Below are 21565 nucleotides of genomic sequence, written 5' to 3'. Positions count from 1 at the left end.
GCCAGGAGCCCCTCCACACGCTACGCGTACGATGGCCCCATTCGTTGACGCATCACACCCGCTCATCCATCCCGGTTCGCCCGAACGAATGGAGCAGCAATGCGCGCGATCGTCGTCCGAGAATTCGGTGGGTCGCCCGAACCCGCCGACATGCCGGTCCCGGAGGCCGGGCCGGGCCAGATCCAGATCCACCTGGAGGCGGCCGGGGTGAACCCCCTCGACCAGCGGATCATCGACGGCTTCCTGGACGGTCAACTCCCCCACGACTTTCCGATGATCCCCGGCGTCGACGGCGCGGGCACAGTCAGCGCGGTGGGCGCGGGCGTCGACGATTTCGACATCGGCGACCGCGTGGTCGGCAAGTTCCTGTCGCCGCCGCTCGGGCACGGCACCTTCGCCGAATACCTGGTGGCCGCCGATGGCGACACCCTGGTCAAGCTCCCCGACGAGGTCACCGCGGTGCGGGCGGCCGCGCTGCCGACCGCGGGCATCACCGCCCTGGACCTGCTGCACGCCGCCGGAGTCCAGCGCGGACAGCGGGTGCTGATCGTCGGCGCGTCCGGCGGCGTCGGTTCCTACCTGGTGCAGCTCGCGGCGATGGCCGGGGCGCACGTCATCGCGACCGCCCGCCCCGACGACACCGACCGGATGATCCGGCTCGGCGCGACGGAGGTGGTGAACTACGGGCGCATGACCGTCACCGACTCGCCCACGCACGCCGAGGCCGCGCGGTTGTCGGTCGCCGATTCGGTGCGGATCACCGATCCGGACGGCATCGACGCGGTCTTCGATCTGGTCAGCCCGCCGCCGGTCTTCGCCGACAACGCGAGCCTGGTGCGGCGGGGCGGCCACGCCTACTCGACCATCGGATCGGCCGACGAGGCCGATCTGACGGCGCGCGGCATCACCGGCGGCAACCTCCAATCCCGCGGCGGCGCGGCCGAATTGAGCGAACTGCTGCGCCTGGTCGCGACCGGCGATCTGACGGTGCCGATCCGCAATCTGCCGCCGCTGGCCGACGCGCCCGCCATGATCGGCGCGTCGGGTGCGCGCGGCAAGACGGTGCTGGTGATCTGAACCCCGGGTTACGGAAATCGATCCACCTCCGGCTATATCCGTGCGACCACCGGGTTTTAAGGGATACTTGACGCGGAGGGCCGCCTGGCAGCAGGCGGTTCGGGGTAGTTGCACAGGAAGGAAAGCTCGACGTCGTGGATGCGCGTTCGGCAGCGCTGGTCCGCGCAAACTTTCGGACAGTCGTCGAGGCCCCCAACGGGCCGGAACGGCTGATCAGCGCGTTCTACGGTCATCTTTTCGCGGAGATCCCCGCCCTGCGGGAACTGTTCCCCTCCGCCATGGACATGCAGGCGAAACGGTTGGTCACGGCCATCTCGTTCGTGCTCGACAATCTGGAGGACTGGGATCGCGCGCAGCGCTTCCTCGAGCAACTCGCGCGCGACCACCGCAAGTACGGAGTGGAGGCCGCGCACTACGACATCGCCGGCCGCGCCCTGCTGTCGGCCTTCCGCAGCTACAACGGGGCCGCCAATTGGTCGCGGCCGCTCGAGGCGGGCTGGCGCGACATCACCATCCTGATCTCGGCGTCCATGGCCATCGGAGCGAATTCCGATAAGTCGCAGCCCTATTGGGAGGCGACGGTGGTCGGGCACCGGAAGGTGGTGGACGATCTGGCCATCGTGCGCCTGCAGACCGACACCCCGATCCCCTACCAGGCCGGGCAGTACGTACCGGTCGCCATCCCGCAGCGGCCCAAGATGTGGCGCTACCTGTCGCCCGCCATCCCCACCAACCCGTACGGCGAGATCGAATTCCACGTGCGCAAGGTCCGGACCGGCTGGGTCAGCCCCGGCATCGTGAACGAGACCCAGGTCGGCGACCGCTGGATGATCGCCGCCCCGCTCGGCGGCCTGCACGTCGACCTGAGTCGCCGCAAGGACGTGCTCATGATCGGCGCGGGCACCGGCATCGCACCGCTGCGGGCGCAGCTCATCGAGATGGGGCGGCGCGGCATCAACCCGCGCGTGCACCTGTTCATGGGCGGCCGCTACCCGTGCGATCTCTACGACGTGGAGAACATGTGGCAGCTCTCGCAGTCCAACCCGTGGCTCACCGTGATCCCGGTCTGTGAGAACGAGACCAACCCCTGGTGGCACCCCTACCCGCCCGCCGACCCGCCCTTCGGCATGCACCGGCGACTGATCGGGAACCTGGGCGCGGTGGTGGCCAGCTTCGGCGCCTGGGCCGACCGGCAGATCCAGATCGCCGGTTCCGCCCGCATGATCGCCGACACCAAGCGAGCCCTGCTCGCGGTGGGAGCACCGGAATCGGCAATAAGTTCAGACCCGGTGTGATACCTACGAAATTCGTTGTGCCACTGCGAGTTCGGTTTCAACCACCCGCAACCCACCCGCCCGAAGGTTCGCAGCCGTCTCGATTCTGGACTGACGGAGCGACGGAGCGAAGCGGAGGAGCGGAGGAGCGGAGGAGGGAAGAATCGAGACCTCGGGGCCGCGAACCCGCCGAAGCGAAGCGAAGGCAAATGGAACAGAGCAGGAGTTGTTTTGACGATCGGCCCTGATGAGACCGGCGCGATTCCCCTGGACGCGCAGACCGAGTGGACCGCCACGGTCGTCGGCGCGCACCGGTTGCGTGAGGACACCACGGTGGTGCGGCTGATCGGCGAGTTCGTGCCGTTCGCGGCGGGACAGTCGGTGGAGGTGCGCACGCCGCAGCACCCGAACATGGTGCGCCGCTTGTACTCCGCGCTGCCGCCGTCGCTGGACGGCAAGCTGGAATTCCATGTGCGGACCGTGCCGGGCGGATGGTGCAGCGGTTCCATCGTGGCCGATTCCCATCCCGGTGACGAATGGCGGATCAGCGCGCCGGGCGGCTGGCTGGCGGTGGAGCCGGACGCCACCGAGGTGGTCATGATCGCCGACGGGGTCGGGCTGGCACCGATGCGCGCGCTGCTGCTGGATCTTTCGCGCCGGGAGCAGCCGCCGCGCACCCACCTGTTCGTCGGGGCGCGCTACCCGCGCGACCTGTACGCCTCCGACATGCTCTACCTGCTGACCGGCGAAATGCCCTGGCTCACCGTGGTTCCCGTGGTGCAGGACGAGTACGACCCGGACTTCGTCGACACCTGGTACGAGCAGTGCCGCGTCGACATCGGCTTCCAGCCGGAGGAGATGATGCCGGGCACCATCGCCGACATTCCGGAGCGGTTCGGCCCCCTGGACCACCACCAGATCCTGGTGTGCGGCGGCGCGGCCATGGTGCGCAACACCATCGACCAGCTCGTCGCCATCGGCGCCCCGGCGGAAGCCATTCGCTACGAAGGGTTCTGAGCGCGCGAGCGGAGCTCGGAGTCTCAGAACAGCGGGTCGTGCCGGATGTTCTCGGTGGAGGTGCCGGCCGCCATCAGCCGGAACTTGGTTGTCTGCACCATGGACGGGGCTCCCACGATCTGCACGTCGCGGTCGTCCCAGGAGCCGTGGCTCGCCACGATCTTGCCGATCTGACCCACCACCCGGGGCTGCAGTCCCGGGTACTCGCGGGTCTCCTCGGAATTGTCGAAGTGCCACCACGGGTTCTCGGTGGACTCGGTGACCGGGTGCACGGTGAGCCACTTGTTGGCGCAGGCCAATTGGCTGAGCACCTCGAGGTCGTAGAGGTCGCACGGGTAGTGGCCGCCGACGAACAGATCCACCTTGGGGTTGGATCGGCGCGCGGTCATGGCCATGAGCTGGGCGCGCAGCGGCGCGATGCCGGTGCCGCAGCCGACCATCAGCATCTTGCGGCGGGTGTTGCGGGGCACCCCGAGACCGCCCAGCGGCGATCCGATCAGCCACTGCTCGCCGACCCGGCTGTGCCCGACCATGGCCGGGCTGACCCAGCCGCCGGTGACGCCGCGAATATGGAATTCCAGTTCGCCGTCGGCATTGGCGGGGATGGCCGGGGACAGGTACCGCCACATGCGCGGGCGGGACGGGATCTGCACGCTCATGTACTGACCGGCCGCGTACTGCATGGGCTGGTCCAGCTTCAGGCGGACGACGGCCAGGTTGCGCAGCACTTCACGGTGCTCGATCACGGTGCCGGTCCACACCGGCGGGGTGGTCTCGCCGTCGGCGGCCTTGATCATGGTGCCGGCGATGACGCCGATGCCCTCGTCCCAGGCGCGGCCGACCTCGTCGGTCCAGATCTCGGTGCCCGCGTAGGCCTCGAGCGCGCTCTTGAGCGATTTCCCCACGGCCTCATAGTGTTCGGCCACCACGCCGTACTTGCGGTGGTCGCGGCCGAGCTGGGCCAGGAAGGGCAGCAGCCGGTCGGGTTCCTCGAGCCGGTCGACCACGTAGGCGATGGCCTTGACCAGCCGGTCGCGTTGGGCGTCCAGGGCGGCGGGGAAGAAGTCCCGCACGTGGGGGTACTCCGTGAAGAGGATGGCGTAGAACGATCGCGCGAGTTTCTCGGGGCCACCATCTTCCGCAGCAACCGCCTTGAACGTTGTTCTTATCAATGCGACGGTCCGCGAATCCATTTGTGTCACAACCCCATTTCGCAATCGAACGCAGGCGTGACCGGCGAGTGAAGTGCTGCGGGACACTCGACAGCAGCCGTTGCCAAGCAAGTGTAGGCGAGGTTAGCCAGCAACGGAACGGGACGTTTCAATAACGGGCCCTTTATTCCTCGAAAACGTGAACGTTGCGGGGCTTCCGAGCCGAAAACCGACTGATCAACTAGAACACGCCGCACGACACGGGTTTTCAGTCGTCGATTCTGGCTGATCCGTTTTGCAAGACTCAGGAAAACAGCGATCCCACCGCAACTCCGTCATGCCATGAATTCCCCTGCAGCATACGGACAAAACTCACGATCGGCAGGAATTAATAACCATCCGGTCGGTTTGTTATTAATGCAGCCACCGGAGAACACCAATCACGCGGTCCCTTACCGCAATTCAGCACACCGGCCGCAACCATCGCGACCGGGCGAACGACCGAAGACGGTGCCCACTCAGCGGGACGGTGAAGTCCACTCAGCGGGACACCGGCGCCCGAGCGTGCGAGAAGGCGGTGCCCCACCCGGGGACACCGCCTTCCTGCTTGCTTCCCTACTGCGGCTTACGCCGGTTTCGGGGCTGCCACACCACGAGAGCCGTGCTGGGCTGAGGGGTCAGGTGCGCGGGCCGATAACCGGCCCGCAGCCTTTCCATCTCGGCGGTCAGCTCGCTCACCCGCTGCTGCAGCTCGTCCACCTGGTTGGTGAGTTCGATGATCCGTTTGATGCCGGCCAGGTTCACGCCCTCGTCCTGGGACAGGCGCTGCACCTCGCGGAGCAGCTCCACATCCCGGTCCGAGTAGCGCCGCCCGCCGCCCGACGTGCGTTGCGGCGTGACCAGACCCAGCCGGTCATAGGTGCGCAGCGTCTGGGCGTGCATGCCCGCCAGCTGCGCGGCCACCGAGATCAGGAAGTACTGCGCCTCGGCCTTCTTCGGATCGGAACTCATTACGCACCTGCCCATCCCGCACGGGGATCGAACCCACTGGTCTTCTCCGCCTCCGCGTAGCGCCGCAGCGCCTCGGTGGCATCGTCCTCCAGTTTCTGCGGCACCGCGACCTTCACCGTGACCAGCAGGTCACCGGCGGCGCCGTCGCGTTTGGGCACACCGCGCCCGCGCACCCGCAGGGTGCGGCCGTCGGCGGTGCCGGGCGGCACCTTGACGCCCACGCGGCCGTCCAGGGTCGGCACGGACACCGTGGTGCCCAGCACCAGTTCGGCGTAGGACACCGGCAGCACCAGGGTCAGGTCGTCGCCATTGCGGCCGAAGACCTTGTCCTGGCTGACGTGCACGGTGACGTACAGGTCGCCGGGAGGCGCGCCGCGCAGGCCCGCCTCGCCCTGACCGGCCAGCCGGATCCGCTGCCCGTCGCGCACGCCCGGGGGAATGCGCACGGTGATGGTGCGGGTCCGGTTCTGGATGCCCGAGCCGCGGCAGTCGACGCACGGGTCGTCGATGATCGACCCGGTGCCCCGGCAGTCCTCGCACGGCTCGCTGAAGCCGAACGCGCCCTGGTTCCGGCTGACGACTCCGGACCCATTGCAGTGCGGGCACACTCGCGGGCTGGTGCCCGGCTTGGCGCCGCTGCCGTGGCAGGTGGTGCAGGCGGCCGGACTGGTCATGCGCAGCGGAACGGTCACGCCCTGGGCGGCTTCGCGGAAGCCGAGGGTCGTCTCGGTCTCCACGTCGGAACCGCGCCGGGGACGCGAGGATGCCCGCGTGCCACCACGATTGAACAGTCCGCCCAGCAGGTCACCCAGGCCACCGTCGGCCCCGGCGCCACCGGCGCCGGCCCCGAAGATGTCACCCAGGTTGAACTCGCCGCCGGAGAACCCGCCGCCGGGCTGGCCGTAGCCGCCCCCGGGCGGGAATCCGCCGCGGCCGAAACCGCCGCCCGCGAACAGCTTGCGGGCCTCGTCGTACTCCTTGCGCTTCTCCGGATCCGACAGCACGGCGTTCGCCTCGCTGACGGCCTTGAACCGCTCCTCGGCCTGACTGTCCCCGGGGTTCTTGTCCGGGTGCAGGTCACGGGCCAGCTTGCGGTAGGCCTTCTTGATCTCGTCCTGGGTGGCGCCGGAGGAAACACCCAGATCCTTGTAGAAGTCCTTCTCGAGCCACTCTCGATTCACCGGGCATCTCCTCCTTTCTGTGTGGTCGAGGACGCTTTCGGTGCCGTCGCGGACACCGGGTGCGTCCGATTGCTGTTAATCAGTGCCAGCGGCATCGGTGCCAGCGTTCTGCGAATCCGGCTGCGTCGCAGCCAGGTCCGCCACACCGTCGGTGACGCCGACCAGCGCGTGCCGCAGCACGCGATCGCCGAAGCGGTAGCCCTTGCGCATCACCATGCCGAGCACGGGATCCGCACCGCTGCCCTCGTGTTGCACGGCCTCGTGCAGGGTCGGGTCGAAAGGCTCACCCTCCGAACCGAATTCCTCGAGACCCTGCTTCTGCAGGGCGGTGACCAGCTTGTCCGCGACCGACTTGAGCGGCCCGTTGTCGAGGTCACCGTGCGCACGAGCACGATCCAGATCGTCGAGCACGGGCAGCAATTCGCTGACCACCGCGGCCTTGGCGGTGTCGATGGTGACCTTGCGGTCCCGCTCGACCCGCCGGCGGTAGTTCGCGTACTCCGCCGTCAGACGCTGGAGATCGGAGGTGCGCTCGGCCAGTTCGGCCGTGATCGCGTCGGCGAGGGCATCCTCGCTGACCTCGGGAGTCCCCTCGGCCCCGACGGCCGCGGCGGTATCCGCCGCGGCCTCGAGCACCTCACCCGTGGCCGGATCGACCATGTTGTCCGGGTTCTGGTTCGTCACTTCTTCTCAGGCTCCTCGACGACCTCGGCGTCCACGACGGTGTCGTCGGACTCGGGCGCGCCCGCGCCGTTGCCCTGGGCGGCCTGGTCCGCGGCGGAAGCCTCGTAGATGGCCTGGCCCAGCGCCTGCGACTCGGTGGCGAGCTTCTCCACCGCGGTCTTGATGACCGAGATGTCGGTGCCCTTCAGCGCGTCGTTGGCTTCGGCGATGGCCGCCTCGACCTTGGTCTTGACGTCGGCCGGGACCTTGTCCTCGTTGTCCTTGATGAACTTCTCGGTCTGGTGCACCAGCGACTCGGCCTGGTTGCGGGTCTCCGCCTCCTCGCGACGCTGCTTGTCTTCGGCAGCGTGCGCCTCGGCGTCCTTCACCATGCGGTCGATCTCCTCCTTGGACAGGCCGGAGCCGTCCTGGATCTTGATCGTGTTCTCCTTGCCGGTGCCCTTGTCCTTGGCGGTGACGTGGACGATGCCGTTGGCGTCGATGTCGAAGGTGACCTCGATCTGCGGCACGCCGCGCGGGGCCGGCGGGATGCCGGTCAGCTCGAACGAGCCGAGCAGCTTGTTGTGCGAGGCGATCTCGCGCTCACCCTGGAAGACCTGGATCTGCACGGACGGCTGGTTGTCGTCGGCCGTGGTGAAGGTCTCCGAGCGCTTGGTCGGAATGGTGGTGTTGCGCTCGATGAGCTTGGTCATCACGCCACCCTTGGTCTCGATGCCCAGCGACAGCGGGGTGACATCGAGCAGCAGGACGTCCTTGACCTCACCCTTGAGCACACCGGCCTGCAGGGCGGCGCCGACGGCGACGACCTCGTCCGGGTTCACGCCCTTGTTCGGCTCCTGGCCGCCGGTCAGTTCCTTGACCAGGTCGGAGACGGCGGGCATACGGGTGGAGCCACCGACGAGCACCACGTGGTCGATGTCGCCGACCGAGATGCCGGCGTCCTTGATGACCGAGGCGAACGGCTTGCGGGTGCGGTCCAGCAGATCGGAGGTGATCTTCTGGAACTCGGCGCGGGTCAGCTGCTCGTCGAGGAACAGCGGGTTCTTGTCCGCGTCGACGGTGATGTAGGGCAGGTTGATCGAGGTCGACTGCGAGGACGACAGCTCGATCTTGGCCTTCTCGGCAGCCTCACGCAGGCGCTGCATGGCCATCTTGTCCTTGGTCAGGTCGATGCCCGAGGTGCCCTTGAACTTGTCGACCAGCCAGCTGACGATGCGCTCGTCCCAGTCGTCGCCACCGAGGTGGTTGTCACCGGAGGTGGCGCGAACCTCGACGACGCCCTCGCCGATCTCCAGCAGCGAGACGTCGAAGGTGCCGCCGCCGAGGTCGAAGACCAGGATGGTCTGTTCCTTGTCGCCCTTGTCCAGGCCGTAGGCCAGCGCGGCCGCGGTCGGCTCGTTGACGATGCGCAGGACGTTCAGGCCCGCGATCTGGCCGGCCTCCTTGGTGGCCTGGCGCTGCGCGTCCTCGAAGTAGGCGGGGACGGTGATCACGGCGTCGGTGATCTCTTCACCCAGGTAGGCCTCGGCGTCGCGCTTCAGCTTCATCAGCGTGCGCGCGGAGATCTCCTGCGGGGTGTACTTCTTGCCGTCGATCTCGACCGACCAGTCCTCGCCCATGTGGCGCTTGACGGACTTGATGGTGCGGTCGACGTTGGTGACGGCCTGGTTCTTGGCGGGCTGCCCGACGAGCACCTCACCGTTCTTGGCGAACGCGACGACCGAGGGGGTGGTCCGCGATCCTTCCGAGTTGGCCACGACGACCGGCTCGCCGCCTTCGAGAACGGCGATGACAGAGTTCGTGGTCCCGAGGTCGATACCGACCGCACGAGCCATGGTGATTCCTCCTACGTTGGCGAACATGAGTGCCGAGGGCACTGCATCTCAGTAACACTGAGCGTGGTCGGCTCAATCCTGCACCCGCTTCCCGCGGCGCGCAACTTGAACTTGAGTCCAACTCGCTCAACCTTGCTGACCTGTCCCAACCGGAGGCGCACGTCATCTATTCCACGAACCGGAAAAAAATTCTTGGTGGAATCGCGATCGTTCAGCTGGGCAGGTTGATCATGATCGGCTCACCGGTCGCGGTGACCTTGAAGTAACCGCTCTTGGGACCGTCAGCGACGTAGACGGTGACCGTCGGACCGCCGTCCTTGCCGCGCGCGATGGTGACATGACTGATTCTGCCGTTCGGCACCCCGGCCGATTGCGGAGCCCCCGCCAGCAGTCCCGCGATCCGCTTCAGATCCAGGACCGACAGGTCGATGATGTCGGTGCCCGGCGACCGGGGAATATCGCCGATCGTCCGGAAACCACCGTCGTAGCGGTAGTAGTCGTCGCGCGGCGCGGCCGGATCCGCCGGACGCCGCTCGATCACCGCGTAGGTGGGGAACAGGGTGATCTCATCGGCCTTGGTGTCGCCGAAATGATCCTTGTAGGCCTCGACGAAACTGGCCAGGCCCTGACCCGTGGTCGGATCCGGCAGGTCCGGCTTCGGCGCGGCGACCCGGGACACGCAGCCCGCCAACGCGCCCAGCACGGCGGCCGCCACCATGATCGCGGCCGCCACCTTCCAGCGGGTGGACGGGCCGCGCCGATTCGCCCGCACCACCGGCGAATTCACCAGATTGGCCGGGATCTGCAGATCGTCGAGCACCGCGTCCAGATCGCCGAAGGTCTTGGCCGCCATGGCTTTCGCGGTCCGGTGCGCGTGTTCGGCCTCGGTGAGCTCGCCCGCGTCGCGAGCCGCATCGAGCAGGGTGCAGGCGTCCACGCGATCGGTGTCGCGGGCCCGGACTGCTTGGGAGCGTGCGTCAGCCATGGTCTCGCCTATCCCCCGAACGCCACGGTGCGCGTGACCCGGCCGTCGAGGGCGGCCTCGACGTAGCCGGACTCCTTGGCCTGGTTTCCGACGTAGATCCGGACCACCGGGCCGGTGCCGCTGCCCTGGATATCGATGTAGTTGACCACGCCCTGATCGACCTTGGTGAGCGCGGGAGCCTGGGCCGCCAGCGCCGCGACGGCGGGCACGTTCAAGGCCGCCAGGTCCACGGTCGGGGTCTTCGGGTCCCGGGTCTGGGGTTGGTCGGTCTGGTCGAAACCACCGAAGTAGTTGTAGTGCACCTTCCGATTGGCCTGCGTCGCGCGCGTGAACACCGCGTAGCCTGGGTAGAAGTCCAGCTCGTCGACCACGGTGTCACCGAATTTGGCCCGGTAGACGTCGCGGAAGTACGAGATGCCCTCGGCCTCGGTGAGTTTCGGCCGGGGCAGCACCAGCGGCTGGATGATGCCCAGGTCCACCGCGGGCGGCCCGGCGGGCGGGGTGGCGGGGCGGGCCACGGCCACGAAGGTGCCCACCGCCACGGCGATGCTCAGCGCGGCGACGCCCGCGGCAAACCAGTTCTCGCGCCGCGACTTCGGCGGGACCGGGTCCGGGGCGGCGTCGGCCTGGCGCTGCAGATCCTCGGTGAGCTGGGACAACTCGCCGAGAGTCCGGGCCTCACCGGCGAGTTCGGTGAGGGTGCGGTGGTCGGCGGCGGTCAGCTGCCCATCCGCGAGCGCGGCGTCGAGCAGCACGCAGGTGGCCTGCCGATCGGCATCGCGGGCCCGAGTCCGGGGCGGGTACCCGCCCGAGGCGGGCCGCCGCGACCACTTGCGCGCGGGAGCGAGGTCCGCGGTCTTGGTGCTCGGCTGCAGATCGGCGATGAGCCGCTGCAATTCGCCGAGGGTCTGCGCGGACTGCGCTTGATCGGATCGCTGGTGATACTCCTCGGCCCCGAGCTCGCCCTCCGCGTAGGCGGCGTCGAGCAGGGTGCGGGCGTTCACGCGGTCGATGTCCCGCGCCCGCATCCGCCCGGCGGCGGGCGAATCCCCGGCCGATCCGGACGATTTCGAGCTCACGCCCGGGATCGTAGACGGATTCCGGTTCGGTCGCGCGCCTTCCGCGCGCCCGCGTTCGGTGTTTCAGCGCCCGAATCGCGTCGCTTATCGAACGCCCAGGTCGGCTTTCAGGCCGTGGTCCAGGGTGACGCGGACCAGCGCCGCGGCCAGCTCGGCGGCGTGACCGGGCGGAGCGAGGTCGGCGAGCGCCGACGGATCGGCCGGCAGGCCCAGTTCACTCGCGCCCTGCCGGGCCCGATCGTCGAACCAGGGTCGTACCCACGTCCAGATGTCCTGCACTTCACGCAGGTAGATGTCCGCACCGACCGGGCCGATGCCCCGGAACTCCTGGAGCAAGCGCGACAGCGCGGCGGGGTCGTGGCCCGATTCGGTTGCGAGCCCGCGCATATCGCCGTGCCACCGCTCGAGCAGCGCGGTGGCGTTGGCGATCAGGCGGGTCGCGTTGGATTCGTCGTAGCGGACGTAATGGGCGCGGCCGAGCGCGGCGACCAGATCCGACCATTCCGCCTCGGCCACGTGCCGCGGGGTGGTGTAACCGGAGGTCCGGAGTTCGCGGGCGGCGGCCACCGCGATGCGGGCCGAGATCCGGGTGCTGAGCAGCTGCGCCAGCGTCAGCAGCTGGTAGAGCGGCGCGGGCTTGTCGGCCAGATGGATGCCGGCCTCGGCGGCATAGCCGGTGCCGGCCCGGTCCAGCAGCGCGCGCACCGTGTCCCGCTCGTTCATGGGCGACCGCCTCCTCTCGCGGACGATATCCACTTCCACGTCGGCTATACCCGCATCCGTGGCGGGACGAACGCGTCCGCCGAGATGCGGCCCAGACACGCCCGGGTGCGGGCCGGACGTCCGAAATGCCGGGGTTGCGCGGGGCCGCACACGAAGATCGATTCATGGATTTCCGCTGGTGAGGAGGTTCGATGCAGGCCCGGTTCGGTATTTCGATCCCGCCCGTCGCGTCCGCGCTGCCGGACGTCATCGACATGGCCCTGGCCGCCGACGCCGAGGGACTCGATCTGGTCGGCATCCAGGACCACCCCTACAACGCGCAGTTCGGCGACGCCTTCGCCGTCATCGGGGCCTGCCTCGCCGCGACCGGGCGGGTCAGCCTCTATCCCGGGGTCGCGAACCTGCCGCTGCGCACACCCGCCATGCTCGCCAAACAGGCCGCCACCTTCGACATCCTCAGCGGCGGCCGCTTCGAATTGGGTTTGGGGGCGGGCGCTTTCGAGAGCGGCGTGGTGGCCATGGGCGGACCCGCCCGCAAGGGCCGGGCCGCGCTCATGGCCATCGCCGAGGGCATCGCCATCATCCGGGCCGAATGGCGGCCGGCCCAGCCGGTGTCGGTGATCGGCACCGAATACACCGTGCAGGGCATCGAAGGCGGGCCCGCGCCCGTGCACCGGATCGGGATCTGGCTGGGGGCCATGGGCCCGCACGCCCTCGATCTGATCGGCGCGACCGCCGACGGATGGGTTGCGCCACTGCCCAATTGGATGCCGTGGGAGCAGTGGGCCGCCGCCAATGCCCGCATCGACGCCGCCGCCCGCGCGCACGACCGCGACCCGCGCGCCATCGCCCGGCTGGCCGCGCTGCCCGGGGTGGTGAGCGACCGGGCGCTGCACCCGAATCCGCGGGGCACCGACCCGATCCACGGCTCGCCCGAGGAGTGGGCGGGCATCATCGCCGACCTCGCGCACTCCGGCGGATTCGACACCTTCATCTACTGGCCGCCCGGATTCGACGTCGACCAGGTACAGCGTTTCGCACGACAGGTCGTGCCTCTCGCACGAAAGCTGTTGTCGGAGTTCTGATTCAGTGCTGGGCGGCCGCGGCGGCAGCCTCGGCCTCGACCTGGCCCGGGAACTCGCTGGGCTGGCCGACACCGGTGGTGACCAGGTCGCGCAGGCTCTCGGTGATGTAGAAGGTCCAGGCGGGGGAGCACGCGTCGTAGCACTCGTAGTCCGGCACCAGGCCGACGTGGGTGAAGGTGAGTTCGGTACCGCCCGCGGTCGCCGCGATCTCGAAGCGCATCTCGGTGTTCACCCATTCGGTCTGATCCTCGATGAAGGTCATGTGGTTGTCCTTCACCAGCCAGACCACGCGCTCGTCCGGCACCACCTCGGTCAGTTCGATCTCACTGCGGTGCACCCCGGGGGCCTCGAAGACGAAACGGTCGCCCGCCCGCTCGGTGCCGCCCTTGATGCCGGGCGACCACCACCCGCGGGCGTTCAGGACCGCCGCGAAGACCTCGGCGGGCGTGCGGTCGACGGTGATGGAGGTGGTGAAGTTCTGATCAGTCATGGCGGATCCCGACTCTTCTCTCAGGGTTCAGCGGATTGATGGGACTGTCTCGCGAGAACTTACTTGCATCACGATAGCGACGTTGCTTGCATCACACAAGCGGATAAGTCACCCTGGAGTCATGTTGGGACGCATGTACGAAGGGGAGGTCTGCTCGGCGGCGCGCACGCTGGAACTGGTCGGCGAGCGCTGGAGTCTGCTGATCGTGCGCAATGCCATGTTCGCGGGCATGACCCGGTTCACCGAGTTCCAGCGCGCGCTCGGCATCGCGCCGAACATCCTGACCAAGCGGCTCGCCGAATTCGTCGACGCCGGGATCTTCGAGCAGCGCGTCACCGGCGGCCATCCCGAATATCTGCTCACCGACAAGGGACTCGACCTGAAACCGGTCATCCTCGCGCTCACCGAATGGGGTGACCGCTGGGCCGCGCCGGACGGGCCGCCGGTCACCTACCGGCACAGTGGATGCGGCGGGAAAGTCGCGGTGCGCCTGGAATGTTCGGACTGCGACCGCGCACCCGGGCTGTCCGAGGTGACCGCGGACGTCGCACCGTGGGCGTATGAACGGAAGTACGGGACGTCGGCGTCGCTGTCCTAGCGAAGCCCTCGGTCCGACGCGAATCTCACTCCAACAGCGGGAACCGGCCCGAGCGCAACAATCCCGCGATGGCCTCCATCTTCGCCCGCGGCGCGGCGTAATCCGGGTGCGCGCCCAGCACGGCCGCGGCATCGTGCAGCCGGATCATCTGCCGCTCCGCCTCCGCGACGCTCCGCCCGCCCGGCGTCACCGGGTGCGCGGCGAAGGCCGGGCGCTTCGGATCCACCCGCCCCAGTTCGACGGCCTTCTCCACCCGCCGCGAGCACCGGCAGAACGCCTGCGGATCGGCCAGGCCACACGTGGATCGCAGGAAGTTGCCGAGCCGTTTCTTGGCCCGCTCCACCCGTTTCCGATACGCGGCGGGCGTCGCCCCGACGATCCAGGCCGCCTCCTCCGAGCTCACCTCGAAGACCTCGGCGAGCACGTACGCGACGCGTTCGTCCCGGGCCAGGCATTGCAGCATGGCCTGACTGCAATTGAGCCGGACCTCATGGGTGAGCAGGGTGGCCTCCGGACCGCGAAAGTCCTCGTCCGCCAAGCCGTCCCGCAATCCCGCACCGAACTGGTCCAGGCTCAGCGCCTGCGCCTCCTGCGGCGTCTGCCGCTTCAGGTTCAGCAGATAGTTGACGCCGATGCGGTACGCCCAGGTGGTGAGCTTGGCCTCGCCGCGCCAGCTCGCCAGATTGCCGACCGTGCGCAGCAGGATCTCCTGGGTGGCGTCCTCGGCGTCGGCGGGCCGCCACACCATGCGCAGCGCCAGCCGGTAGATCGGATCCTGCAGCAGCCGAACCACATCCGCGACGGCGGCGCGATCACCACCGACGGCCCGCGCGACGAGATCGCGCTCGTCGATCTCCGACCCGGTCTCCATGCCGCCAGCATAGGGAAGGGGTCCGACATCGCGGGGCCGTCCGGCCGGCCGCCGCTCAGGCGACGGCCGCGGCGGTGAGCAGGGCGTGCCGGCGCAGCCAGTCCGCCACGGCCCGCCCGATGGCGTCGGGCTGATCCTCCGGGCAGTGATGCCCGGCCGGGCCGATATTCGCGAGCTCGGCCGTGGCGAAGGTCCGTGCCGCCCATTCCACCGCGTCCGGCGAGCCCAGGCCGACGCCGCCGTCGACGTGCATGATCAGCTTGGGCACCGCCGGGCTGGCGGCCATCCAGGCGTCGTAGTTCTCGATGATGGCGACCACGTCGGCGGGCTCGCCGTCGAGCGGGAACTCCCTGGGCCACACCAGCATCGGCTTGCGCGACTCCGGCGTCGGGTACGGCGCGCGGTAGGCGTCGAGGGCCTCCGGGGTGAGGTTGCGGGTGGAGGCGGGCAGGTTGAACTCGATGAACATGTTCCGCTCCAGCACCATCTCCTCGCCCTCGGGGGAACGGAAGCGGCGGAACAGTTCCGCGCCCTGCGGCGGCATCTCCGACCAGCTCAGCGGCCGCAGGAAGGTCTCCACCACGGCGATGCCGCGCACCTGCCCGGGATGGCGTGCGGCCCAGTCCATTCCGAGCGCGCCACCCCAGTCGTGGCCGACGATGACGACCTGGTCCAGGCCCAGGGCGTCGAACCAGGCGTCCAGGTAGCGGGCGTGATCGACGAAGCGGTAGTCGCTGTCCGGTTTGCCGGATGCGCCCATGCCGATGAGATCCGGTGCCAGGACCCGGGTTTCACCACTGACGTGCGGGATCACATCGCGCCAGATGTAGGACGAGGTGGGATTGCCGTGCAGGAAGACGACGGGGACCGTACCGGCCGCGACGGGTCCGCTGCCGGTGTCGGTGTAGTTGATGTACGAGTCCAGAACGTCGATGGTGGCCATCGTTCGTGTCCTTCCGGGTGAGTTGCCTACACCGGGTTGGACACGCGCCGGGACGGGCTGTGACCAGACCTAGATGTGACCTGTGTCATACATCGGCACGGTGCCCGGCTCGACCGTCAGGGCCGGGTGGACGCCGGGCGTGAGGCCGTTGCCGACCGCGGCCCGCTGCAGCATGGCGAGCAGCCGCGACCGCTCGTCCGCGTCGAACATGTGCAGCAGTTCGTCGTTCAACCGATCGGCCAGGGCGGAGGCGCGCCCGATCGTCTCGCGGCCGGCGGGCAGCAGGTGCACGGCGTGCGCGCGCCGGTCGGCGGGGTGTTTGCGGCGTTCGACCAGGCCGCGCTTCTCCAGGTCGTCGATCAGGCTGACCATCACATTGCGGTGGATCCCGAGCGCGTCGCAGAGCTGCTGCTGGGTGCGGCCGTCATTGGCCTCGAGCATGCGCAGGGTGCCGTACTGCGGCGGCTTGATGCCCAGGGGGGCGAGCAGCTGGTCGAAGCGGTACGCGGAGTGGGAACCCAGCTGCGCGAACAGGAACGCGGCGCTGTCGACGAGGGGCGCGCGCTGGGGATCGACGTCGGTCACCCGCATAGCCTACCCGACCCATGAGCACAATCAGTGATTGCCCTCTTGTTTGATAATCACTTCAGGTGCATAGTTTGAAGCGGACCTCCACCCACACCGAATCGAAGAGAGTTCGCAGTGGATACCGACAACTCCCCCACCCTCGATCCACGCCGCTGGATCGCCTTCGCCGTCGTGCTGGCCGCGGGCTTCATGGACCTGCTCGACGTCACCATCGTCAACGTCGCCGTGCCCAGCATCCAGCAGGACCTGGGTGCGGCCTACTCGCAGATCGAATGGATCATCGCCGCCTATGTGCTGTCCTTCGCGGCGGTGCTCATCACCGGCGGCCGGCTCGGCGACATCTACGGCCGCAAACGCCTGTTCCTGATCGGCGTCGCCGGATTCACCGCGGCCTCGCTGGCCTGCGGCCTGGCGAGCTCGCCCGCGATGTTGATCGGCTCCCGGTTCGTGCAGGGCGCGATGGCCGGGCTCATGGTGCCGCAGATCCTGGCCATCATCCGCGTCACCTTCCCGAAGGACGAGCGCGCCAAGGCGATCGCCGTGTACAGCGGGGTCGGCGGGTCCGCGTCGGCGGTCGGGCTGGCACTGGGCGGGCTGCTCGTCGAAGGGAATCTGTTCGACCTGGGCTGGCGGCCGATCTTTCTGGTGAACGTGCCGGTCGGGCTGCTCGCACTGGGCGCGGCCGCCCTGGTCATGCGGGATTCGCGGTCCGCGCACGCGCCGCGGCTGGACATCGTCGGCATGGCGCTGGCCGTCTCCGCGGTGCTGCTGCTGGTGTACCCGCTCACCGAGGGCCGCCGATTGGATTGGCCCGCCTGGACTTTCGGCATGATCGGGGCGGCGGCGGTGACCTTCGCGGCCTTCCTGGTCTACGAGCGGTGGCGGGCCCGCACCGCCGGGTCACCGCTGGTGGACCTGGAACTGTTCCGGTCGCGGCCGTTCACGGTCGGCCTGGCCAGCTGGCTGCTGTTCTGGATCGGATTCGGCGGGTTCTTCCTGATCTGGACGCTGTTCATGCAGGCCGGGCTCGGCTGGTCGCCCATGCGGGCCGGACTCACCTCGGCGTTCTTCGCGGTCGGCGCGGGCATCGGGGCGGGCATCTCGGTGAGCGCCCTCGCGCCGCGGTTCGGCAAGTGGGTGCTGCTGGTCGGCGGGCTGGTCACCGCGGGCGGATTCGCGTTCTACGGCGCGCTGGCCACCCGGTACGAATCCGATTTCGCCTCGTGGCAAATGGTTTTCCCGCTGCTGGTGACCGGTATCGGATTCGGCATCGTGGTCGCGCCGACCATCGACATGCTGCTCGGGCGGATTCCCGACCGCGAGGCCGGGGCCGCGTCCGGGCTGCTGAACACCGGACAGCAACTGGGTCTGGCGCTGGGCGTGGCGCTGGTCGGGATCCTGTTCTTCGGGCAGCTGGATCACGATTCGGCACGTGGCGTGGATTCCGTCGCGGCGCAGACCCGCACGGAGCTGGCCGCGGCCGGCGTGCCGGACGGTGCGCGGGAGCAGATTCTCGCGGGCTTCTCCGCCTGCGTGCGGGACCGCTCCGGTGAGGTGGATCCGTCGGTGGTTCCGGCCAGCTGTCAGTCCGCTCCCGCGGACCCCGCGATCGGCCGGATCCTCACCCGGGCCGGCGAGGACGCCAATGCGGTGAACTTCGCGCACACCTTCGAGTACACGCTGTGGTGGGGCATCGGGCTGATGGCCCTGGTCTGCGCCGGATTCCTGGCGCTGCCGCGCGACACCCGACTCGAACAGCACGAGGTGGCCGCCGAGGCGGACCTCGTCGGCGTCTGACCGCCACGCGCCGCGGCCGCCGGTTCGGTGAATCCCCGGACCGGCGGCCGTTTCGGGGGAAGAATCCAGACGAATCATCGACTTCCGACAGGAGCCAGTCATGCGCGCGGCCGTGGTCAGTAAGGGCGAATTCCAGGTCGAGGACCTCCCGGCTCCCGTACCGGGGCCGGGCCAAGTACTCATCTCCGTCACCCGCTGCGGCATCTGCGGCTCCGACCTGCACGCCCGCCTGCACTGCGACGAACTCGCCGACCTGGCCGCCGCCACCGGCTACGACCGGTTCATGCGCTCGGAGCAGCGCATCGTCATGGGCCACGAATTCACCGGGGAGATCGAGGAATACGGTCCCGGCACCCGACGGCGCTGGAAGCCCGGCACCCCGGTGGTCGCCCTGCCGATCCTGCGCACCGGGCGGCAGCCCGAACTCACCGGCCTGTCCGCGCACGCGCCGGGTGGCTACGCCGAACAGGTCCTGATCCAGGAACCCATGACCTTCCCGGTCCCCAACGGCCTGTCCCCCGACCTCGCCGCCCTCACCGAACCCATGGCCGTGGCGTGGCACGCGGTCCGCAAGAGCCGGATCACCAAGGGCCAGACCGCTTTCGTCATCGGCTGCGGGCCGATCGGTCTGGCCGTGATCGCGATGTTGAAGGCGGCCGGCGTTCACACCGTCGTCGCCAGCGACTTCTCCCCCCGCCGCCGGGAACTGGCCACGGCCTGCGGAGCCGATGTGGTGGTCGACCCCGGCACCGAATCCCCGTGGGAGGCAACGCCGAAGAAGTCCCGGATCACCGGCGCCGCCGACATCCTCAACCTGGGCTTCGACGCCATGGAGCGACTGCGCCGCCTGCCCGGCATCCCGTGGTGGTATCTGTTCCGCGCCGCCCACACCCTGCAGCGCGGGCCCTCCGGCCCGGTCGTCTTCGAATGCGTCGGCGTCCCCGGCATCATCGACCAGATCCTCACCGCCGCACCGCCGTTGACCCGGGTCGTGGTCGTCGGCGTGTGCATGCAGCAGGACGCGTTCCATCCCGCCACCGCCATCAACAAGGAGATCGAGCTCCGCTTCGTACTCGGCTACGATCCCGGAGAATTCCGCGACACCCTGCACATGATCGCCGAGGGCAAGGTCGATCCCTCACCCTTGATCACAGGGACGGTCGGCCTCGAGGGCATCGACACCGCCTTCACCACCCTCGCCTCACCCGACCACCACGCCAAGATCCTCATCGACCCCCGCAGCGACCGCACCGCACCCTGACCGGGGACCTTATCGGCCGGGGCGCAGGACCGGGAACGGCGTCGTCGGGGGCTCGTGGAGGATTTCCAGGAGACCCTCGGCGCTGCGGGCGGCGGTGAGGCAGGCGTTGGCGGTGACCTGATCGGCCAGCGGGTGGCGGGCGCGATTCCGCCACTTCTGAACCGCGGCCAGGGCGGCTTCGCGCTGGGTGGCGACATCGGTGTGGGCGGGCAGGCCCAGGCGGCGGGTGGGGGCCACGCCGGTGCCGCCGATCAGGCGGTTGAGCTCGGCGAGATCGTCCGGGGGCACAGGGAGTTCGTCGGCGCGGAGATGGGACAGAAGACGCAGTTCGGCGAAGCCGTGGACGTCGGCGAGCAGGGTGCGGACGCGCGGGAGGAGGGCGTCGGCGGGGGAACCCTGGTTGGCGGCGAGGATACGGGCCAGCGCGGTCAGCGCCGAGTGAGCCTTCAATTCGTCCGCGCGCTGGGCGAATTGGACATCCAGGACGGTGCGGAGTTCGTCCAGACCGCTGCGGCTGGAGAGTTCGGCGGCCAGCGCTTGCGAGCCGCGCACACCCAGGCGAATCAGGGTGACGGCCAGGCGGATGCCGAACAAGCCGAAACGCGCGGCCAGGTGGGCGCGTAGGTCCGCCGGGACCGGGAGGGGTAGGTCGGGGTGGGCGAAACGGTCGGCCGACAGGAGCGCGATGGTCAGGTCGTCGACAGGGATGGCGGCCAGCGCCTCGAAGGCGTCGTACTCCCGCTGCCGGAGCGTGGCGGCGGCGAAGGCGAGCAGGCCCGCCACCGGAATCACGGACTGGCACAAGCCCGTTCGCTCCAGCTCCGTCGCGAAACGCGCGGCCACATCGCGCGCCGAGTGCAGGGCGTCGATCCGGCCCGCACCGATCTCATCGGCCCGCGACACCACGCCGACCACGCCGAGCGGCCCCGAGAAACTCTGCGGCGCACCGGTATTGCCGCTGTGACCGCCACCGACCCGCTCCAGGAAGTCGACATCGGCGGCGTCCAGGCGGCGCAGGAGATAGAGGACGGCGTCCGCGGGCGGCAGGGCCGGACCCGGGCCGCCGGGGGTCAGCAGCCGCGACGTGCGGGCCGACACCTCTCGCGACAGCGACGAGATGCCGGGGGTGTCGATGATGGTGGTCTGCGCCAGCTCCGCCGACGGCCACTCCACCGCCAGCTGATCCACCTCGCGCGGGGTCGGCGAATTCCAGCGCAACGCCGACAGGTCGAAGGTGAGACCGTGCGCGCCGGGCAGCCCCTCCGCCCCGCGACCGCGGCGCACCACCACGTCCGCGCGGGCGCCGTCCACGCTGTACGCGGTGACCCGGGGCGCGGTCCCATTGCGGTACCAGGTGACCAGGCGGGTGCACTCGGTGGCGTCGGTGGGCGCGATGTCCTGCCCGACCAGGGCGTTCAACAGGGTCGACTTGCCCGCCTTGAGCTGGCCCGCCAAGGCCACCCGCAGCGGCTCGTCCAGCCGGCGCACACACTCGTCCAGCTGAGCCCGCACCCGCGGCTGCTCGCCCAGCGCCCGCCGGGCCGCGGCCAGCAGCCCGCGCGTCTCCGGTACCAGCCCGTATCCGACACCGCTCGCGTCGTCCCTCATAGGCTCCCGATTCCGAAGCACACCGCACCTCCACGCATCCGCAAGGCATTCGCCGGGACACGCGGAATCGTTATCAGACCCCGCCAGGTCTCACAGCCGATTCCCAGCCCCGGGAATCGGACCACGCCGTCCGGGGACGCGACTCCGTCCGCCACACCCTGATCTTGCCCGGTCCGGAGCCGATCCACCCGACCCGGCCTCGGTGTGCCGTACCGGCCTCCCGTGCGCACCGAGCCCCCCTGCGGCTCGGTGCGCAGGAGGTTCAGCGCGCGGTGGGCGGGAGCTGCGGGCGATCGCCCGGCGACAG

Annotated in this window: 20 protein-coding genes; 7 read left to right on the top strand and 13 right to left on the bottom strand. The window is 69.3% G+C overall.

Annotation, left to right across the window (positions count from 1 at the left end):
• Positions 1-99: 99 nt before the first annotated feature.
• The 3 genes from ACWELJ_RS14655 to ACWELJ_RS14645 all read left to right on the top strand — a co-directional run bounded on the left by ACWELJ_RS14655 (position 100) and on the right by ACWELJ_RS14645 (position 3368).
• A complete protein-coding gene (locus tag ACWELJ_RS14655; RefSeq protein ID WP_452366660.1) occupies positions 100-1077 on the top strand; it encodes an NADP-dependent oxidoreductase in 978 nt (325 codons plus the stop codon).
• A gap of 134 nt (positions 1078-1211) precedes the next feature.
• A complete protein-coding gene (locus tag ACWELJ_RS14650) occupies positions 1212-2372 on the top strand; it encodes a globin domain-containing protein (RefSeq protein WP_452366659.1) in 1161 nt (386 codons plus the stop codon).
• Positions 2373-2582: 210 nt separating this feature from the next.
• Positions 2583-3368 (top strand): FAD-binding oxidoreductase, encoded by a 786-nt coding sequence (locus ACWELJ_RS14645; protein ID WP_452366658.1) that lies wholly within the window; start codon positions 2583-2585, stop codon positions 3366-3368.
• Between the two features lie 23 nt (positions 3369-3391).
• Here ACWELJ_RS14645 and ACWELJ_RS14640 read toward each other — a convergent pair whose 3' ends face one another.
• The 8 genes from ACWELJ_RS14640 to ACWELJ_RS14605 all read right to left on the bottom strand — a co-directional run bounded on the left by ACWELJ_RS14640 (position 3392) and on the right by ACWELJ_RS14605 (position 12017).
• A complete protein-coding gene (locus ACWELJ_RS14640) occupies positions 3392-4561 on the bottom strand; it encodes a globin domain-containing protein (protein ID WP_452366657.1) in 1170 nt (389 codons plus the stop codon).
• Positions 4562-5134: 573 nt separating this feature from the next.
• Positions 5135-5530, bottom strand: coding sequence for a heat shock protein transcriptional repressor HspR (locus ACWELJ_RS14635; protein ID WP_452366656.1), 396 nt, complete (start codon positions 5528-5530; stop codon positions 5135-5137).
• Positions 5530-6711: a molecular chaperone DnaJ gene (gene dnaJ / locus ACWELJ_RS14630; protein WP_452366655.1), complete on the bottom strand. Its 1182-nt coding sequence runs from the start codon at positions 6709-6711 to the stop codon at positions 5530-5532. Before dnaJ ends, ACWELJ_RS14635 begins: the two co-directional genes overlap by 1 nt.
• A gap of 75 nt (positions 6712-6786) precedes the next feature.
• Entirely contained in the window at positions 6787-7371 is a 585-nt protein-coding gene (grpE, locus tag ACWELJ_RS14625; protein ID WP_452366682.1) for a nucleotide exchange factor GrpE, read from the bottom strand.
• Positions 7372-7391: 20 nt separating this feature from the next.
• The gene (gene dnaK, locus ACWELJ_RS14620; RefSeq protein ID WP_452366654.1) at positions 7392-9230 is read right to left on the bottom strand and encodes a molecular chaperone DnaK; all 1839 of its coding nucleotides are present in this window, start codon (positions 9228-9230) and stop codon (positions 7392-7394) included.
• A 211-nt stretch (positions 9231-9441) separates the two neighbouring features.
• A complete protein-coding gene (locus ACWELJ_RS14615; protein ID WP_452366653.1) occupies positions 9442-10215 on the bottom strand; it encodes a DUF1707 SHOCT-like domain-containing protein in 774 nt (257 codons plus the stop codon).
• A gap of 8 nt (positions 10216-10223) precedes the next feature.
• Complete coding sequence (locus ACWELJ_RS14610; protein WP_452366652.1) at positions 10224-11294, bottom strand: DUF1707 SHOCT-like domain-containing protein; 1071 nt, start codon at positions 11292-11294, stop codon at positions 10224-10226.
• 84 nt (positions 11295-11378) lie between these two features.
• A complete protein-coding gene (locus ACWELJ_RS14605; protein ID WP_452366651.1) occupies positions 11379-12017 on the bottom strand; it encodes an endonuclease in 639 nt (212 codons plus the stop codon).
• Positions 12018-12208: 191 nt separating this feature from the next.
• Between ACWELJ_RS14605 and ACWELJ_RS14600 the strand changes: the two genes are divergently transcribed.
• Positions 12209-13102 (top strand): LLM class flavin-dependent oxidoreductase, encoded by an 894-nt coding sequence (locus ACWELJ_RS14600; RefSeq protein WP_452366650.1) that lies wholly within the window; start codon positions 12209-12211, stop codon positions 13100-13102.
• A gap of 1 nt (position 13103) precedes the next feature.
• On the opposite strand, the gene ACWELJ_RS14595 is transcribed toward ACWELJ_RS14600, so the two are convergent.
• Positions 13104-13592 (bottom strand): SRPBCC family protein, encoded by a 489-nt coding sequence (locus ACWELJ_RS14595; RefSeq protein ID WP_452366649.1) that lies wholly within the window; start codon positions 13590-13592, stop codon positions 13104-13106.
• 121 nt (positions 13593-13713) lie between these two features.
• On the opposite strand from ACWELJ_RS14595, the gene ACWELJ_RS14590 reads away from it, so the two are divergent.
• Complete coding sequence (locus tag ACWELJ_RS14590) at positions 13714-14190, top strand: winged helix-turn-helix transcriptional regulator (protein ID WP_452366648.1); 477 nt, start codon at positions 13714-13716, stop codon at positions 14188-14190.
• 25 nt (positions 14191-14215) lie between these two features.
• Here ACWELJ_RS14590 and ACWELJ_RS14585 read toward each other — a convergent pair whose 3' ends face one another.
• The 3 genes from ACWELJ_RS14585 to ACWELJ_RS14575 all read right to left on the bottom strand — a co-directional run bounded on the left by ACWELJ_RS14585 (position 14216) and on the right by ACWELJ_RS14575 (position 16589).
• The gene (locus ACWELJ_RS14585) at positions 14216-15061 is read right to left on the bottom strand and encodes an RNA polymerase sigma factor (protein ID WP_452366647.1); all 846 of its coding nucleotides are present in this window, start codon (positions 15059-15061) and stop codon (positions 14216-14218) included.
• Between the two features lie 55 nt (positions 15062-15116).
• On the bottom strand, positions 15117-16004 hold the full coding sequence (locus tag ACWELJ_RS14580; RefSeq protein WP_452366646.1) for a haloalkane dehalogenase: 888 nt from the start codon (positions 16002-16004) through the stop codon (positions 15117-15119).
• Between the two features lie 69 nt (positions 16005-16073).
• Entirely contained in the window at positions 16074-16589 is a 516-nt protein-coding gene (locus ACWELJ_RS14575) for a MarR family winged helix-turn-helix transcriptional regulator (RefSeq protein ID WP_452366645.1), read from the bottom strand.
• 117 nt (positions 16590-16706) lie between these two features.
• Between ACWELJ_RS14575 and ACWELJ_RS14570 the strand changes: the two genes are divergently transcribed.
• Positions 16707-18389 (top strand): MFS transporter, encoded by a 1683-nt coding sequence (locus ACWELJ_RS14570; RefSeq protein WP_452366644.1) that lies wholly within the window; start codon positions 16707-16709, stop codon positions 18387-18389.
• 100 nt (positions 18390-18489) lie between these two features.
• Positions 18490-19650 carry a zinc-binding dehydrogenase gene (locus tag ACWELJ_RS14565; RefSeq protein WP_452366643.1) on the top strand — a complete coding sequence of 387 codons (1161 nt, stop codon included), beginning with the start codon at positions 18490-18492 and terminating at the stop codon, positions 19648-19650.
• 9 nt (positions 19651-19659) lie between these two features.
• On the opposite strand, the gene ACWELJ_RS14560 is transcribed toward ACWELJ_RS14565, so the two are convergent.
• Positions 19660-21258, bottom strand: coding sequence for a dynamin family protein (locus tag ACWELJ_RS14560; protein ID WP_452366642.1), 1599 nt, complete (start codon positions 21256-21258; stop codon positions 19660-19662).
• Positions 21259-21565 lie beyond the last annotated feature (307 nt).

This window comes from Nocardia sp. NPDC004582, assembly GCF_053602115.1.
This window is presented reverse-complemented; position numbering and strand designations above follow the sequence as displayed.